The organism is Rhodococcus sp. SORGH_AS_0301 (assembly GCF_030818285.1).
In the GTDB taxonomy this organism is placed as follows: Bacteria; Actinomycetota; Actinomycetes; order Mycobacteriales; family Mycobacteriaceae; genus Rhodococcoides.
The window spans coordinates 1,369,189-1,386,056 of record NZ_JAUTAC010000002.1; the positions used below are offsets into that span (position 1 = coordinate 1,369,189).

At 68.1% G+C, this 16,868-nt stretch carries 15 protein-coding genes and 2 tRNA genes; 12 read left to right on the forward strand and 5 right to left on the reverse strand.

The window, feature by feature from the left end; translation table 11 throughout:
- The first annotated feature begins 14 nt into the window (after window positions 1-14).
- Window positions 15-1,028, forward strand: a complete 1,014-nt coding sequence (locus QE397_RS07100) for a 3-isopropylmalate dehydrogenase (protein WP_222637759.1) — start codon at window positions 15-17, stop codon at window positions 1,026-1,028.
- On the opposite strand, the gene QE397_RS07105 is transcribed toward QE397_RS07100, so the two are convergent.
- Complete coding sequence (locus QE397_RS07105) at window positions 1,017-2,222, reverse strand: MFS transporter (RefSeq protein ID WP_307092539.1); 1,206 nt, start codon at window positions 2,220-2,222, stop codon at window positions 1,017-1,019. The genes QE397_RS07100 and QE397_RS07105 overlap by 12 nt on opposite strands.
- Before the next feature lie 131 nt (window positions 2,223-2,353).
- Here QE397_RS07105 and QE397_RS07110 point away from each other — a divergent pair, with 131 nt between their 5' ends.
- From QE397_RS07110 to QE397_RS07135, 6 genes are all read left to right on the forward strand, one after another.
- Window positions 2,354-3,124 (forward strand): fumarylacetoacetate hydrolase family protein, encoded by a 771-nt coding sequence (locus QE397_RS07110; protein WP_027507010.1) that lies wholly within the window; start codon window positions 2,354-2,356, stop codon window positions 3,122-3,124.
- The gene (gltX, locus tag QE397_RS07115; protein WP_027507009.1) at window positions 3,121-4,605 is read left to right on the forward strand and encodes a glutamate--tRNA ligase; all 1,485 of its coding nucleotides are present in this window, start codon (window positions 3,121-3,123) and stop codon (window positions 4,603-4,605) included. Before QE397_RS07110 ends, gltX begins: the two co-directional genes overlap by 4 nt.
- A gap of 36 nt (window positions 4,606-4,641) precedes the next feature.
- Window positions 4,642-5,628, forward strand: a complete 987-nt coding sequence (locus tag QE397_RS07120; protein ID WP_037187043.1) for a YihY/virulence factor BrkB family protein — start codon at window positions 4,642-4,644, stop codon at window positions 5,626-5,628.
- A gap of 87 nt (window positions 5,629-5,715) precedes the next feature.
- Window positions 5,716-5,787: transfer RNA gene (locus tag QE397_RS07125), tRNA-Gln, on the forward strand.
- An 83-nt stretch (window positions 5,788-5,870) separates the two neighbouring features.
- A tRNA-Glu gene (locus tag QE397_RS07130) sits at window positions 5,871-5,943 on the forward strand.
- A 108-nt stretch (window positions 5,944-6,051) separates the two neighbouring features.
- A complete protein-coding gene (locus tag QE397_RS07135) occupies window positions 6,052-6,792 on the forward strand; it encodes a glycosyltransferase family 2 protein (RefSeq protein WP_222630698.1) in 741 nt (246 codons plus the stop codon).
- Window positions 6,793-6,812: 20 nt separating this feature from the next.
- On the opposite strand, the gene QE397_RS07140 is transcribed toward QE397_RS07135, so the two are convergent.
- The gene (locus tag QE397_RS07140; protein ID WP_027507006.1) at window positions 6,813-7,514 is read right to left on the reverse strand and encodes an IclR family transcriptional regulator; all 702 of its coding nucleotides are present in this window, start codon (window positions 7,512-7,514) and stop codon (window positions 6,813-6,815) included.
- A 61-nt stretch (window positions 7,515-7,575) separates the two neighbouring features.
- Between QE397_RS07140 and leuC the strand changes: the two genes are divergently transcribed.
- From leuC to QE397_RS07155, 3 genes are all read left to right on the forward strand, one after another.
- Window positions 7,576-8,994 carry a 3-isopropylmalate dehydratase large subunit gene (gene leuC / locus QE397_RS07145; protein ID WP_204867952.1) on the forward strand — a complete coding sequence of 473 codons (1,419 nt, stop codon included), beginning with the start codon at window positions 7,576-7,578 and terminating at the stop codon, window positions 8,992-8,994.
- A gap of 54 nt (window positions 8,995-9,048) precedes the next feature.
- Window positions 9,049-9,657, forward strand: a complete 609-nt coding sequence (gene leuD / locus QE397_RS07150; protein ID WP_027507004.1) for a 3-isopropylmalate dehydratase small subunit — start codon at window positions 9,049-9,051, stop codon at window positions 9,655-9,657.
- Between the two features lie 162 nt (window positions 9,658-9,819).
- The gene (locus QE397_RS07155) at window positions 9,820-10,530 is read left to right on the forward strand and encodes an HU family DNA-binding protein (RefSeq protein WP_307092546.1); all 711 of its coding nucleotides are present in this window, start codon (window positions 9,820-9,822) and stop codon (window positions 10,528-10,530) included.
- A 77-nt stretch (window positions 10,531-10,607) separates the two neighbouring features.
- On the opposite strand, the gene QE397_RS07160 is transcribed toward QE397_RS07155, so the two are convergent.
- The 3 genes from QE397_RS07160 to cofC all read right to left on the reverse strand — a co-directional run bounded on the left by QE397_RS07160 (window position 10,608) and on the right by cofC (window position 14,574).
- Window positions 10,608-11,543, reverse strand: a complete 936-nt coding sequence (locus QE397_RS07160; protein ID WP_056445456.1) for an NUDIX hydrolase — start codon at window positions 11,541-11,543, stop codon at window positions 10,608-10,610.
- 9 nt (window positions 11,544-11,552) lie between these two features.
- Complete coding sequence (locus QE397_RS07165; protein WP_231476464.1) at window positions 11,553-13,682, reverse strand: RNA degradosome polyphosphate kinase; 2,130 nt, start codon at window positions 13,680-13,682, stop codon at window positions 11,553-11,555.
- 193 nt (window positions 13,683-13,875) lie between these two features.
- Complete coding sequence (cofC, locus tag QE397_RS07170) at window positions 13,876-14,574, reverse strand: 2-phospho-L-lactate guanylyltransferase (protein ID WP_027507000.1); 699 nt, start codon at window positions 14,572-14,574, stop codon at window positions 13,876-13,878.
- A 126-nt stretch (window positions 14,575-14,700) separates the two neighbouring features.
- Between cofC and QE397_RS07175 the strand changes: the two genes are divergently transcribed.
- Window positions 14,701-15,699 carry an NAD(P)H-dependent glycerol-3-phosphate dehydrogenase gene (locus tag QE397_RS07175; RefSeq protein WP_027506999.1) on the forward strand — a complete coding sequence of 333 codons (999 nt, stop codon included), beginning with the start codon at window positions 14,701-14,703 and terminating at the stop codon, window positions 15,697-15,699.
- 53 nt (window positions 15,700-15,752) lie between these two features.
- Window positions 15,753-16,859 carry a D-alanine--D-alanine ligase family protein gene (locus tag QE397_RS07180; protein WP_307092557.1) on the forward strand — a complete coding sequence of 369 codons (1,107 nt, stop codon included), beginning with the start codon at window positions 15,753-15,755 and terminating at the stop codon, window positions 16,857-16,859.
- Window positions 16,860-16,868: the final 9 nt, after the last annotated feature.

The window sequence follows — 16,868 nt, forward strand, 5'->3', positions numbered from 1 at the left end:
ACGAGGGGACTTCGATGAAGCTGGGTGTCGTGGCCGGAGACGGCATCGGACCGGAGGTGGTGGCCGAGGCACTCAAGGTGCTCGAGGTGGTCGCGCCCGGTGCGGAGACCACGGAGTACGACCTGGGTGCACGGCGCTATCACGCGACGGGGGAGATCCTGCCGCCGTCGGTGCTCGAGGAGCTCCGCGGACACGACGCCATCCTGCTCGGCGCCATCGGTGATCCGTCGGTGCCCAGCGGTGTGCTCGAGCGCGGATTGTTGCTGACCGCACGATTCGCGCTGGATCACCACATAAACCTGCGCCCGTCCAAGCTGTACCCGGGTGTCGTCGGTCCGTTGGCGGGCAACAAGCCGGTCGACATCGTCGTCGTGCGGGAGGGCACCGAGGGCCCGTACACCGGCAACGGCGGCGCCATCCGCGTCGGCACTCCGCACGAGGTCGCCACCGAGGTCAGCCTCAACACGCGGTTCGGTGTGGAGCGCGTGGTCCGTGACGGCTTCGCGCGAGCGATGGGTCGTCGCAGGCACCTGACCCTGCTGCACAAGACGAACGTGCTGGGGTTCGCGGGATCGCTGTGGAAGCGGACGGTCGACGAGGTCGCCGCAGAGTTCCCCGACGTCGAGGTGGCGTACCAGCACATCGACGCGGCGACGATCCACCTGGTGACCGACCCGGGCCGCTTCGACGTGATCGTCACCGACAATCTCTTCGGCGACATCATCACCGATCTCGCGGCCGCGGTCGCCGGTGGTATCGGTCTGGCCGCGAGCGCGAACATCGATGCGACGCGGACGAATCCGAGCATGTTCGAGCCCGTGCACGGCAGTGCGCCGGACATCGCCGGCAAGGGAATCGCCGATCCGACGGCCGCCATCCTGTCGGTGTCGCTCCTCCTCGCACATCTCGGCGAGACCGAGGCGGCGGCGCGCGTCGAGTCCGCCGTCGCGCAGGACCTGGCGACGCGCACCGCCGGGGACCCGGGCACGACCGCGACGATCGGCGATCGGATCGCCTCACTGGTGTAGTCGGTCTCGCGCTTCTCGCGGAATGGTCGGTACCGCGAGAAGCGCGATCGCCGCGGACACCCCGAACGCCACCGCGTACGACGTGTGCGTGATCAGGGCGCCGAACACCGGGGGAACCGCCGACGCGGCGATGAACTGACTGGTGTTCTGCGCGCCGAGTGCTCGCCCGCTCCAGAACGGACCCGCCCGCTCGGCCACGGCGGTGAATGCGAGCCCGTTGGGTGACACCGTCGCCACCGACGCGACCACGAGTACCACCACCGATACCGCGAGGCCGGCGGCGTCCGCGATCGCCAGCGCGGCCATCACGGCCACGACGCCGACGGCGACCCACCGCATCGGTCCGAGTCTGCTGCCCACCCGGTCCGACACTGCGCCGGCGGCGATGCGTCCTCCCGCTCCGAGAATCTGCGAGACGGTGATCAGGACACCGGCGGCCTCCGGGGACCAGGCCCGTTGGTCCACGAGCCAGACGAGGGCGAACGTCCACACCACGTACTGCGGCACCACCAGCGCGACCGACGCACCGTGTATGCGCCAGAGATCGCGACGCCCGCGGTAGGGGTTGGCGAGGAGATCGGCACTCGAGGCGGCCGATCGGGAGGGCCGCGGCGGATCGAACACACCGACGAGGCAGGCGAGAGCGGAGAGGGCGGACGCGACCGCGGGAAGGAGCATCGCGGTTCCCACTCCGTGATCGCGGGCGATACCGGGAATCAGCAACGCGGACAGCGCGACTCCGAGAGGGAGTGACATCTGCCGGATTCCCATCGCCAGGCCGCGGCGGTGGGGAGGGAACCACCCCACCACCACGCGTCCGGTGGCGGAGTTCACGCTGGCGGCGGCCATGCCGCCGAGCAGCAGGAAGACGGCCAGCGCCACCGTGGACTCCGTCGGGGCGGCGCAGAAGGCGGCCATCGACGTCAGCACGGAACCAGCGATCAGGGATCGCCGTTCGCCCACGCGGTCGACGACGGCGCCCCACGCGAACAGAGTCAGGACGATGCCGGCCGTCGGCATCGCCACGACCAGACCCGCCGACGCGAGCGAGAGTCCGCGCTGATCCCGAAGTGCGGGGATGAGGAAGGCGGCGCCGTTGAGAAGCAGTGCCGTGGAGGCCGTCGCGAGCATGCCGATCACGAGCATCGCCCACCGACCCGCCGTGGACGTGGTGTAGCGCTGGACGCGACTCATACCGGCTCCGTTCTCACTATATGGGATAACATTCTCGCCTGTTGAACTCCCGGTCGCCGATGCTACCCCGTACGTGATCGTCGTTCGTCGCCCGCCGGTGTCCGCTCGACGCCGCTCGATAGACTTCCGCCATGCGTCTTGGTCGAGTAGCGAGTCCCGACGGTGTTGCATTCGTCGCCATCGAAGGCGACGGAGACGAGAGGACGGCGCGAGAGATCGCGGAACATCCCTTCGGCACACCCACCTTCACCGGCCGGAGCTGGTCCCTGGCCGATGTCCGCCTGCTGGCGCCCATTCTGGCCAGCAAGGTGATCTGCATCGGCAAGAACTACGCGGCGCACGCCGCGGAGATGGGCTCGGACGCACCCGAGGACCCGGTCATCTTCATCAAGCCCAACACGTCCATCGTCGGACCCGGTGCGAACATCGTGCGTCCGCCGACGTCGTCCGAGGTCCACTTCGAAGGTGAGCTCGCGGTGGTCATCGGCCGTCCGTGCAAGGACGTCCCGGCAGCACGCGCTCTCGACGTGGTGCTCGGCTACACCGTTGCGAACGACGTCACGGCCCGCGACAACCAGCGCCACGACGGTCAGTGGACCCGCGCCAAGGGTTACGACACCTTCTGCCCACTCGGCCCGTGGATCGAGACCTCGCTCGACGCCTCGGATCTCGCTCTGACCACCACGGTGGACGGCGCGGTGAAGCAGAACAGCCGTACGTCGCTCCTGCTGCACGACGTGCCGAAGATCATCGAGTGGATCTCGTCGGTGATGACGCTGCTTCCCGGCGACGTCATCCTGACCGGCACCCCGGAAGGCGTGGGGCCGATCGTGGCGGGCGAGAGCGTGTCCGTCGAGATCGAGGGCATCGGCACGCTGACCAATCCGGTGGTGGACAAGTGACCGCCGCGAGCGTTCCCGCATCCGACGTCCGCGTCCGGTTCTGCCCGTCGCCCACCGGAACCCCGCACGTCGGGCTGGTGCGCACGGCGCTGTTCAACTGGGCGTTCGCCCGCCATCACGGCGGCGCATTCGTGTTCCGCATCGAGGACACCGACGCGGCACGTGATTCCGAGGAGTCGTACCAGGCGCTGCTCGACGCACTGCGGTGGCTCGGACTCGACTGGGACGAGGGTCCCGAGGTCGGTGGGCCGTACGAGCCGTACCGACAGTCGTTGCGCCGCGATCAGCACCTCGCCGTGGTGCAGCAGCTCGTCGACGCGGGGGAGGCGTACGAGAGCTTCTCCACACCGGAGGAGGTGGAGGCGCGGCATCTCGCGGCCGGCCGGGATCCGAAGTTGGGCTTCGACAATCACGACCGCACGCTGACCGACGAGCAGCGGGAGGCCTTCCGCGCCGAGGGACGCAAGCCCGTCGTCCGGTTGCGTATGCCCGATCACGATCTGTCGTGGAACGACCTCGTGCGCGGCGAGACGACGTTCCGCGCCGGCACGGTCCCCGACTTCGCGCTCACCCGCGGCAACGGTGTCCCGCTGTACACGTTGGTGAACCCCGTGGACGACGCGTTGATGAAGATCACGCACGTCCTGCGCGGTGAGGACCTGCTGTCCTCGACCCCGCGTCAGATCGCGCTGTACGAAGCCCTCGTGCGCATCGGTGTGGCAGAACGCATTCCGCAGTTCGGGCACCTCCCGTTCGTGATGGGGCAGGGCAACAAGAAGTTGTCGAAGCGCGACCCCGAGGCCGATCTCTTCCTGCACCGGGAGCGCGGGTTCGTCCCCGAAGGTCTGCTGAACTACCTGGCTCTCCTCGGGTGGGGATTCTCCGAGGACCGGGACGTGTTCTCGCTCGACGAGATGGTGGGTGCCTTCGACATCTCGACGGTCAACTCGAACCCGGCCCGCTTCGACCAGAAGAAGGCCGACGCCATCAACGCCGAACACATCCGATTGCTCGAGCCGGCCGACTTCGCCGCGCGCCTGCGGGCGTATCTCGAGACGCACGGCCATCCGATCGGGGTGTCGGACGCAGCGTTCGCCGAGGCCGCGGAACTGGTGCAGACGCGCATCGTCGTGCTGTCCGACGCCTGGGGACTGCTGAAGTTCCTGCTTGCCCCCGCCGACGAGTTCACGGTCGATCCGGCATCGGCAGCCAAGAATCTGGGCGCCGACGCGGCACCCGTTCTGGACGCGACGGTGAGCGCCGTCGAGGGCGCACCGGAGTGGACTGCGGAGGCCTTGGAGTCGGCTCTCAAGGTCGCGCTGATCGACGAGATGGAGCTGAAGCCGCGTAAGGCGTTCGCGCCGGTGCGCGTGGCGGTGACCGGTTCCCACATCAGCCCACCGCTGTACGAGTCGATGGTGCTGCTGGGCCGGGAGCTGACGCTGGCCCGGTTGCGGTCGGCCCGTGCGTCGATCGTCTGAGGTGACTAGGGGCAGTTCGGGCGAAAGGGTGTGGTGATGAGCTTCACCGATCGGATCGACAGATTTCAGCAGCGGCATCCCGCCATGGGATTCCCGTTGGCCGTGTTCTACAAGTTCTTCGACGACCAGGGCGGCTACCTGGCAGCGCTCATCGCCTACTTCGGTTTCATCTCGCTGTTCCCGTTGCTGCTGCTGTTCTCCACCGTCCTGGGCATCGTCCTGGCCGGTGATCCCGAATTGCAGCAACGCATCATCGATTCGGCCATGAGCCAGATCCCCTTGATCGGTGAACAACTCGGCCAACCGGAAGGGCTGAGCGGGGGGACCGGGGCCATCGTCATCGGTGTCCTGGGATCGCTCTACGGCGGTCTGGGCGTGGCAGTGGCCGCACAGAACGCGATGAACGTCGCCTGGTCCGTCCCGAAGAACGATCGCCCCGATCCCGTCCGGGCGCGGGTGCGCGGCTTCGGCCTGCTGCTGACCGTCGGGACGGCCGTCATCGGCGTCACGGTCCTGAACGGTTTCAACGCGGCGGGCTTCTTCGGCACGGTCGCACAGGTGCTCGTCACGATCGCGGCGATCGTGCTCAACACCGCCACGTTCGTCGTGGCGTTCCGGCTCGGGACCACGCGTGCGGTGAGCGTGCGCGACGTGCTTCCCGGAGCCGTCATCGGCGCGCTGCTGTGGCAGGCCCTGCAGTCCTTCGGTGGGCTGTACGTCCAACGCGTCGTCGGCGGTGCGGACACCACCAACGGTGTGTTCGCGATCGTCCTCGGGCTGCTCGCGTTCCTCTACATCTCCTCGCTGGTGTTGGTGCTGTGCATCGAGGTGAACGTCGTGCGGACCGACAGGTTGCACCCGCGCGCTCTGCTCACCCCGTTCACGGACAACGTCGAACTGACCGACGGTGATCGAGACGCGTACACGGCACAGGCGGAGGCGCAGCGAAGCAAGGGTTTCGAGGAGATCGAGGTCACCTTCGGCGAGCCCGACGGGTCGCAGTCGACCGACTCGGCCCGCTGACCAGCCGATTTGGTGAATGCGGGATGGTGTTTGGTAGTGTTCTCCACGGCTCGAAACGGCCCGGAGAACGCGGCCGGACCAGGCCATTGGGGTATGGTGTAATTGGCAACACAGCGGTTTCTGGTACCGCCATTCTAGGTTCGAGTCCTGGTACCCCAGCAGAGAAACACCCGATTTCGTCGGATGCTCTCGGCCGGTTATGCTCTTCCGGTTGCTCCACCTGATTCACAGATGAAGATCCTGGCCCCGTCGTCTAGCGGCCTAGGACGCCGCCCTCTCAAGGCGGTAGCGCGGGTTCGAATCCCGTCGGGGCTACAACAGTCGAGGACCACCGCGATGCGGTGGTCCTCGAGTCGTTTCCGGGGAAGCCGTGCCCTCACGCTCCGGTGGTGAGGCCGTGTCGGTGTGTCGTAGGTTCACTGGGTGTCCTCACTACTCATCGCTGTTCCCGTCTACGGCCAGATCGACTACACCCACGCTGTGGTCCAGGATCTGCGGCGCGAGAACGCCACCTTCGTGATCATCGACAACCGCGGTGACTACGTCCCGCTCGCCGACGAGCGCGTCGTCACGCCCGGCCGCAATCTCGGCTGGGCCGGCGGATCGAACCTCGGGTTCCGCATCGCCTTCAGCGACGGCCACACCCATGCGATGACGCTGAACAACGACACGCGATTGTCCCGCGGGTTCCTCGACGCGGTGACCGACCCGCAACTGCCGACCGATGCAGGCATCGTCGTGCCCGTCTACGACGACGCGTACGGCCACCGAGACATGAAGACGACATACTCCGGGCCGGCCGAGGACTACGTTCCGGTCGACCGGTACCGCAAGTGCTACGCCGTGGACGGAACCGCCATGACCATCACCAAGGACACCTGGCTGGCGCTCGGCGGATACGACGAACGCAATTTCGGGTCCACGGGGTGGGGTGCGGACGTCGACTTCTGCATCCGTGCTGCAGCAGAGGGATTCGGCAGTTATGTCACCGAGCGCGCGTTCATCAACCACTTCGGCCGAGCAACGGCCATCGCGATGATGGGCAACCGCAAGTACCTCGCCAAGTCCGCGGTGGGCATGGTGGGCGGTGTGCTGCGCCTGCACCGGGGCAACGTGAGGAACTGGCTGTCCACGCCGCAGCCGACGGTGCACGAGTTCCGGTAGCCCGGCAGAGACGCTCCGCCTCAGAGGCGTTTCTGCACGGCGTCCGCGGCCGCGAGAAGGTCGGCGGCCCAGCGCGCTCCGGGGCGGCGCCCCATGCGGTCGATCGGGCCGGACACGGAGATCGCGGCGACCACGCGGTCGTCGCGTCCGCGGATCGGTGCGGCGACGCTGGCGACGCCGGGCTCGCGCTCGGCGGCGCTCTGCGCCCAGCCGCGCTTGCGTACCTCGGCGAGCACCCGCTCACCGAAGGCGGCGTCGGGGAGGACGCTGCGCTGTAGTGCGGGGTCGGCCCACGCCAACAGCACCTTGGCGCCGGAGCCGGCGGTGAGGGGGAGGCGGGCGCCGACGAGCACGGTGTCGCGCAGCCCGGTGGGAGGTTCCATGGAGGCCACGCACACGCGCACCGTGCCGTCGATGCGGTAGACCTGCACGCTCTCCCCGGTGATCTCGCGCAGCCGTGGCAGCACCGTGGCCGCGGCGTCGAGAAGGGGGTCCTCGGCGGTGTGCGCGAGTTCGGCGAGCGCCGGCCCCGGTCGCCACAGTCCGTCGGCGTCGCGGCTCAGCATGCGGTGCGTCTCGAGTCCGATGGCGAGCCGATGCGCGGTGGCGCGGGGGAGTCCGGTGGCGGAACACAGGTCGGCGAGGCTGCACGGTTCGAGTGACGCAGCCTGCAGAACGCTCATTGCTTTGTCCAGAACGCCGATGCCGCTATGCTGTCCCATGTAGCGATACTAGCGTCTCACAACGTGAGATGGTGATCGTCGTCGGTCGAAAGGTGGAGTCATGGCAGCGAAGACCCTGGCGGAGAAGGTCTGGGATCAGCACGTCGTCGTTCGCGGCGGTGGTGAGGGTGACGCGACCAAGCCGGATCTCGTCTACATCGATCTCCACCTCGTGCACGAGGTCACCAGCCCGCAGGCGTTCGACGGACTGCGTCTGGCCGGTCGGCCCGTGCGACGGCCCGATCTGACGATCGCGACGGAGGACCACAACGTCCCGACGGTCGACATCGACCAGCCGATCGCGGATCTCGTCTCCCGGACGCAGGTGGACACCCTGCGGCGCAACTGCGAGGAGTTCGGCATCCGCCTGCACTCGATGGGCGACATCGAGCAGGGCATCGTGCACATCATCGGGCCCCAGCTCGGTCTGACGCAGCCGGGAACCACTGTCGTGTGCGGGGACAGCCACACCTCGACGCACGGCGCGTTCGGCGCCCTCGCGATGGGCATCGGCACCAGTGAGGTCGAGCACGTGCTGGCGACCCAGACACTGTCGTTGCGCCCCTTCAAGACCATGTCGGTCACGGTGGACGGCGAGCTCGGTGACGACGTCGGCAGCAAGGACCTGATCCTGGCGGTCATCGCACAGATCGGTACGGGCGGTGGGCAGGGCTACGTCATCGAGTACCGCGGCGAGGCCATCCGGAAGATGTCGATGGAAGCGCGGATGACCATCTGCAACATGTCCATCGAGGCGGGCGCGCGCGCGGGCATGATCGCCCCCGACGAGATCACGTTCGAGTACATCAAGGGTCGGCCGCACGCTCCCTCCGGTGAGCTGTGGGAGCAGGCCGTCGCCGACTGGTCCACGCTCGTCACCGACGACGGTGCCGTCTTCGACAAGGAAGTGCGGATCGACGGGTCGGCGCTGACTCCGTTCGTCACGTGGGGCACCAACCCTGGTCAGGGCGCCCCCCTCAGTGCGTCGGTACCCGATCCGGCCGAGATCCTCGACGAGGGCGAGAGTCAGTCCGCCGAGAAGGCGCTCACCTACATGGGTCTGGAGCCGGGCACGCCGTTGCGCGACATCGCGGTCGACACCGTCTTCCTGGGGTCCTGCACCAACGGTCGGATCGAGGATCTCCGTGTGGCAGCGAAGATCTTGGACGGCCGTACCGTTGCCGACGGTGTGCGGATGCTCGTCGTTCCCGGCTCGATGCGCGTGCGCGCACAGGCCGAGGACGAGGGACTGGGCGCGATCTTCACTGCCGCAGGGGCGGAATGGCGCCAGGCGGGGTGCTCGATGTGTCTCGGCATGAATCCCGATCAGCTCGCTCCGGGTGAGCGATCGGCCTCGACGTCGAACCGCAACTTCGAAGGGCGCCAGGGCAAGGGCGGCCGTACGCACCTCGTCTCGCCGGCCGTCGCCGCCGCCACCGCGGTGCGTGGACGGTTGTCGGCTCCCGCCGATCTCGGCTGAGTCGACCGAGAATCCGTCCGCCCCGTCCCTCGTACGCCCCGTCAGGAGCTCGTCATGGAATCGTTCACCACGCACACCGGAATCGGTGTCCCGCTGCGCCGCAGCAACGTCGACACCGACCAGATCATCCCCGCCGTGTACCTCAAGCGCGTGACCCGAACGGGTTTCGAGGACGGGCTCTTCGCGGGGTGGCGCACCGATCCCGGTTTCGTCCTCAACACCCCGCCGTTCGACAAGGGTTCGGTTCTCGTCGCCGGACCCGATTTCGGCACCGGGTCCTCTCGGGAGCACGCCGTGTGGGCACTCTCGGACTACGGATTCCGGGCCGTGATCGCGTCCAGATTCGCCGACATCTTCCGCGGAAACGCCGGAAAGGCGGGTCTGCTGGCCGCCGTTGTCGAGCAATCGGATGTGGAACTGCTGTGGAAATTGCTCGACGAGCGCCCCGGGACGGAACTCACCGTCGACCTCGAGACGAAGACGATCAGCGCCGGAACACTGGTGGTGCGCTTCGATATTGACGACTACACGAGGTGGCGTCTGCTGGAGGGGCTGGACGACGTCGCGCTGACGTTGCGCCAGGTAGAGGCCATTTCCGAGTTCGAGAAGTCGCGTCCGGAATGGAAGCCGAAGACACTTCCGGCGCCCGATCAGGCTCGGTGATTCCGGGCCGAAAAGGTCCTTCCCGCGACACTCATTGTGGCTGCGACGATTACAGCCGAACAGACTGTTTTGGCGTGGCTCGTGGACTCGAGCGCACTTCCGGTTTACCGTGGTACTCAGTCGGTCCGACGACGGGCCAATCAGTATGCGGAGGAATCACCGATGAACAAGGCAGAACTGATCGACGCCCTGACCGAGAAGACAGGCGCGGATCGCCGGAGCGCCACGGACGCTGTCGAGAACATCGTCGACATCATCGTGCGCGCCGTGCACCGCGGCGAGTCGGTCACCATCACCGGCTTCGGTGTCTTCGAGCAGCGTCGCCGTGCGGCCCGCGTCGCTCGTAACCCGCGCACCGGCGAGACCGTCAAGGTCAAGCCGACGTCCGTTCCCGCGTTCCGTCCCGGTGCTCAGTTCAAGGCCGTCATCGCCGGTGGCCAGAAGCTGTCCGCCACGGGCCCCGCCGTGAAGCGTGGCGCCTCCGCAGCCCCCGCGAAGAAGACTGCGGCAGCGAAGAAGACGGCGGCGGCGAAGAAGACCGCGGCCAAGGCTCCCGCGAAGGCGGCGACCAAGGCTCCCGCCAAGACGGCGGCGAAGAAGACCACGGCCACCAAGGCACCGGCCAAGACGGCGGCGAAGAAGACCACGGCCACCAAGGCACCGGCCAAGACGGCAGCCAAGAAGACCACCGCCACCAAGGCACCCGCCAAGACGGCAGCCAAGAAGACCACCACGGCCGCCGCGAAGAAGACCACGGCGACGAAGGCACCGGCCAAGGCTGCAGCCAAGAAGACCACCCCGGCCAAGAAGGCCGCGCCCGCGAAGAAGGCGCCCGCCAAGAAGGCGCCGGCGAAACGTACTGCACGCAAGTAACGTTCCCGTTCGGCACGAAGGAGCCCCGGACCATCGGTCCGGGGCTCCTTCGCGTTCGTGTCGGCCGTACCGGCAGTTCAGTCGTGCCGACTACGCGGGAGTGGCGAATCGGTGTAGTCCGCTGCCACCAGCACACCACCGACGAAGCTGAGCACCCAGACGCTGGCCTTGCGTGATCGGGTGCGGGAGAGTTCGACGCCGTCGCTCTCGGCCCACCACTCCATCAGGTTCGGAATCACCTTGCCCTGACTGCAGATCACCGGGACGCCGGACGTCGAGGCGATGATCTCGCGTGCGCGCTGACGTCCCTTGTCGGGATCCTGCGCGTACCCCTCCTCGGTCAGCGTGGGCTCCAGGGCCAGATCGACTCCGACGGACTCGGCCCACGGCGCGATGGTCTGGACGCACCGAGCACGCTCGGCGGTGAATCCGTCGGTGCCGCCGTAGGCCTGGATCAGAGGAACCAGTGCGGCCGCCTGGCGGACCCCGACGCTGTCGAGAGGCCGTTCGGCGTCGTCCCCCTTGTAGCGAGCCTTGCTCCCCGCCCGCGCATGGCGCACCAGCACAGCAGTACTCGTCGGGACCGGGTGCTGCGCGAAACGGCCGACGACGTCCCGGTCCGCCTCGTAGGTCGCGAGATCACGAGCCTCGGCGGGTGTGAGCCACCGCAGTTCGTCGACCTCGTCGTTGACGGCGAACTCGCCGTCCACGACTCGAGCTGCCCAGTAGTCCACCTGCTTGATCTTCTTCGAGCGCGGCAGCGGGTAGGTGGTGGTTCCGAGACCGTGTCCGAGAACGCACCGGAAACCGGTCTCCTCCCACACTTCTCGGACGGCGGCGACAGCGGGTACCTCGTCGGCCTCGACCTTGCCCTTCGGAAGGGACCAGTCGTCGTAGCGCGGTCGATGCACCAGCGCCACCATCGGCTCGTCGCCCTCGGGGCCCGGACGCCACAGCACCGCACCCGCGGCCTGGACCGGATCAGGCGTCTTCGATGCGCGTGAGCTGCTCATCGACCCACCTCACGATCCGGTGTAGCGACGCTGGCGCATGAGGGACACCTGGTGATCCCGCACCGTCTCGCCGCTCGCGGGGGACGCCGTCCAGGCGCCGTCGGACTGCAGAACCCAGCAGCGGGTCGTGACGTCCATGGCCGAGTCGAGCATCGAGTTCAGCTGACCGGACAGCTTCGGGTCCTTCACCTGAGCCATGACCTCCACGCGTCGATCGAGGTTGCGGTGCATCATGTCCGCGCTGCCGATCCAGAACTCGTCGATCGCCTCGAAGTGCAACACACGCGAGTGTTCGAGGAACCGTCCGAGAATCGACCGCACCTGAATGTTCTCGCTGAGACCGGGTACGCCCGGCTTGAGAGCGCAGATACCGCGCACGACCACCTCGACCTGGACGCCCTCGGTGGACGCCCAGTACAGCGCGTCGATCACCTGCTCGTCGACGAGTGCGTTGGCCTTCAGGCGGATTCGGGCTTTCGCGCCGTCCTTGTGCGCACGCACCTCGGCCTCGATGCGCTCGACGATTCCCGCCCGCACACCGAACGGCGCGACGAGGAGGTTCCGGTACTGCTCCTTGCGCGAGTAACCGGTGAGCGAGTTGAACAGGTCGGTGAGGTCGGCGCCGATCTCGTCGGCGGCCGTGATGAGACCCACGTCCTCGTAGAGCCGGGCGGTCTTGGGGTTGTAGTTGCCGGTGCCGATGTGGCAGTACCGGCGAATGGTGTCGCCTTCGCGGCGGACGACGAGGCACGTCTTGCAGTGGGTCTTCAGGCCGACCAACCCGTAGACCACGTGCACGCCGGCCTGCTCCAGTTTGCGTGCCCAGGCGATGTTGGCCTGTTCGTCGAAGCGCGCCTTGATCTCCACGAGAGTCACGACCTGCTTGCCGGCCTCCGCCGCGGCGATCAGCGCGTTGACGATGGGGGAGTCGCCCGACGTCCGATAGAGGGTCTGCTTGATGGCGAGCACGTGTGGATCGGCTGCCGCCTGCTCGATGAAGCGCTGCACGCTGGTGGAGAACGAGTCGTACGGGTGATGCAGCAGCACGTCCCCGTCGCGCAGCGTGGAGAAGATCGACTTGGGCGTCTCGCGCTCTCCGAAGGCGGGGTGCGTCGCCGGCACGAACGGTGCGTCCTTCAGGACGGGCTTGTCGACGCCGTAGAGCTGCATGAGGCACGACAGATCGAGCAGTCCCGGCACCTGGATGACGTCGCCGGGATCGACGTCCAACTCGCGCAGCAACAGGCTGAGCATGTGGTCGGTCATGTCGTCCGCGACCTCGAGGCGCACGGGCGATCCGAAACGGCGGCGCGCGAGTTCGCGCTCGAGGGCCTGCAGGAGGTCCTCGTCCCGATCCTCCTCCACCTCGAAATCGGCGTTGCGCGTGATGCGGAAGGCGTGGTGCTCGACGATCTGGAGTCCCGGGAACAGAACGTCGAGATGCGCCGCGATGAGCTCCTCCATGGGAAGGAACGCGGGCACGGCGCCGACGTCGCCTCGGTGCAACTGCACGAACCGATCGACGTTGTCCGGGACCTTCACCCTGGCGAAGTGCTCGCCGCCCGTGGTCGAGTCCTTCACCGTCACAGCGAGATTGAGGCTCAGTCCGGAGATGTACGGGAACGGGTGGGCGGGATCCACGGCCAGCGGGGTGAGGACGGGGAACACCTGCTCGGTGAAATACCGTGTCAGACGAGTCCGCTCGTCGGAGGTGACCTCCGACCACCGGATGACCGAGATTCCCTCGTTCGCCAGCTCCGGCAGGATGCGGTCGATGAAGGTGCGGGCGTGACGGTCGGCGATCTCCTGGGTGCGCCGGGCGATCAACGCCAGCTGTTCGCGGGGGGAGAGTCCGTCGGCGGAGCGGACGGACAGCCCGGTCTCGTCGCGGCGCTTGAGGCCGGCCACCCGCACCATGTAGAACTCGTCGAGGTTGCTGGCGAAGATGGCGAGGAACTTCGCCCGCTCGAGCAGCGGCAGCGACGAGTCCTCCGCGAGTGCCAGCACCCGTGAGTTGAAGTCGAGCCAGCTCAACTCGCGGTTGAGATAGCGGTCCTCCGGGAGCAGGTCCACCGGCACCGCGGTGTCCGATGTCGCGGCCGGCGGTGCCGTGGGTGCGGAGGGTGCGCGGCTGGCCAGCGGCGCGCTCCACTCACCGTCGACGGCGTCACCGGGTGCTGCGGAACTCGTGGGGGCCCCGGAACGGGAAGGGGCGTCGGTCGTGCTTTCGGTCGCCTCGTTGGTCACGCGTCGATCATCCCTCACGCGGGCCGTGCGCGAGTAGTCGACCGCGTGCACCCGCCGAATTCGCGACGGGCCTCGCCCGGCCGTGTCAGCGCGCGGCGGTCCAGCCGAGCTCGGCGAGCAGCGCGGCGGTGTGCGGCCCCACCCCCAGGTCGAGGGCGGCGCGGACGTCGTCCGCCGTGTCCACGTCCAGACGCAGACCCGGCCAGGTGCCGCGGAGAGGGAACGCCCCGGAATCGACGTGGCGCGAGGCCGAGTCCGGACCGAACCGTGGTTCGAGGCGCCGGGGGCGACCCCGCACGATCAGGGCCGACGTTCCGGTTCCGGTGTGATCGATCACCACCGAGCGGGTGTCCGGGGGAGCGGCGGCGTAGGCCGCGACCAGTTCCGCGGTGCGCAGGGCGGGGAGGTCGGCCTGCAGGGCGATCACGTCGCCGCCGTGGGCGTCACTGATCGCGTCGTCCGCTGCGGACAGGGCGCGGTTGAGTCGCTCCACGGTGGTGGCGGCACCCGACTCGGGTTCGGACACCGTGTGTCCGCCGAGGGCGACGGCGACGCTCGCGACGCGAGAGTCCGGCGTGACGACCGACCATCCGGTGACGACGTCCGCCGCTGCGGCGGCCGACGCGGTGTCGCGCAACATCGCCAGCACGAGTTCGGCGCGTTCGTCGCCGGGGAAGGTCGTGGACAGTCGGCTCTTCGCGTCGACGAGGTTCTTCACCGCGAGCACGAGATGGACACCGCGCCGTGGGGCGGTGTCGGTCGGAGGTCGACTGGGCGTGCTCATGACCGTCGATCCTGCCAGCAGTCATTACCGCCGACTTCGTTCGGCAGGCCTCCGACATCGCTACTGTGAGCCGCCAGGGCTGCCGAGCGGGCGACGGCCTCGTGTCGATCGAGGAAAGGCTGGGTCATGGTCAAGGCAGCGGTGCTCGGTTCCGGTTCGTGGGGAACCGCGTTCGCGAAGGTGCTCGCCGACGCGGGCACCGACGTGACCATGTGGGCGCGTCGAGAGGAACTCGCGACGTCCATCCAGGAGAACCACCGGAACGACGACTACCTTCCGGGAGTCGCACTGCCGTCGGCCATTCGAGCGACTCACGACGCCGCGGAGGCGTTGGACGGGGCCTGCACGGTCGTCCTCGCGGTGCCCTCGCAGGCCTTGCGCGCCAACCTGGCGGAATGGGCACCGCTGATGGGGTCGGACGTCACCCTGCTCTCGCTCGCCAAGGGCATCGAGACGGGGACCCTCATGCGCATGTCGCAGGTGATCTGTCAGGTCACCGGTGCGGACCCGAGTCGCGTCGGCACGTTGTCGGGACCGAACCTCGCCAAGGAGATCGCCGCCGAGCAACCCACCGCGACGGTCATCGCGTGCCCGGACTCCAATCGCGCGATCGCGCTCCAGTCGGCGTGTGCCACCAGCTACTTCCGCCCGTACACGAACTCCGACGTCATCGGGTGCGAGATCGGCGGTGCGTGCAAGAACGTCATCGCCCTCGCGTGCGGCATGGCGGCGGGGATCGGTTTCGGGGAGAACTCGGTCGCCAGCATCATCACCCGCGGTCTCGCCGAAGTGACCCGTCTCGGTGTCGCGCTCGGCGCCAACCCGTCGACGCTCGCGGGTCTCGCCGGGGTGGGTGACCTCGTCGCCACGTGCTCGTCCCCGCTCTCGCGTAATCGCACGTTCGGCGAGCGGCTGGGGTCGGGTGGCTCGCTGGAGAGTGCGCAGGAAGCGGCGCACGGTCAGGTGGCCGAGGGTGTGAAGTCGTGCACATCCATCCGAGCTCTCGCGGAGGCCTACGACGTGGAGATGCCGCTCACCGACGCGGTCCACCGGGTCTGCCACGAGGGCCTCTCCGTTCCGGACGCCGTCCACAGCCTCCTGGGGCGTCGTCACAAGCCGGAGTGAACCGCGGCGGTGCGCGTCACGCCTCGTCCGGGGTTCGCCGGTACGGTGCTCACGTGACCGATCCCATCAAGGTCGCCGTGATCTACGGCGGTCGAAGCAACGAACACTCCGTCTCCTGCGTCTCGGCAGGAAGCGTCATGCGTCACCTCGACTCCGACCGCTTCGACGTGATCCCCATCGGGATCACGCGCGCCGGAACGTGGGTCGAGGGCACCGCCGACCCGACGGAGTTGCAGATCCGGGATCGGGTTCTCCCGTCGGTCGCCGGTGCGGGCGTCCCGCTCGCTCTCGGAGTCGATCCCGAGAACCCCGGTCGCATCACGCGCTCCGTCGACGGGACTGCCGAGGACATCGGTGCGGTCGACGTCGTCTTCCCGGTGCTGCACGGTGCCTACGGCGAGGACGGCACGGTCCAGGGGCTGTTCGAGGTCGCCGGCGTCCCTTACGTGGGACCGGGAGTCCTCGCGAGCGCCGCGGCGATGGACAAGGAGTTCACCAAGAAGCTGCTCGCGGCCGAGGGCCTTCCCGTCGGCCGCCAGGTCGTCCTGCGCCGCGATCGCGAGACCCTGACCTCCGACGAGCGCGACGTCATCGGTCTTCCCGCGTTCGTGAAGCCGGCCCGCGGCGGATCGTCGATCGGGATCACGCGCATCGTCGACTGGGACGAGTTGGACGACGCGGTGGCGGTTGCGCGAGAACATGATCCGAAGGTCGTGATCGAGGCCGCCATCGTCGGCCGCGAGGTGGAGTGCGGTGTGCTGGAGATGCCGGACGGCTCCGTCCGCGCCAGCGTCGTCGCCGAGATCCGCATGGACGAGGCCTCGGCGTCGGCCGGTGGTGCGACGTTCTACGACTTCGACAGCAAGTACCTCGACGACGTGGTCGAGTTCGACATCCCGGCCCTGCTGGACGACGACGTCTCGACGGTGCTGCGGGAGATCGCGGTCCGTGCCTTCGCTGCGCTGGATCTGCAAGGTCTCGCGCGCGTCGACTTCTTCGTGACCGACGACGGTCCGGTGATCAACGAGATCAACACGATGCCCGGCTTCACGGCCATCTCGATGTACCCGCGGATGTGGGAGGCGACGGGCGTCGGCTACTCGCAGCTCGTCGGCACTCTCGTCGACACCGCGCTCGCACGGGGGACCGGACTGCGGTGAGAGGTCGGC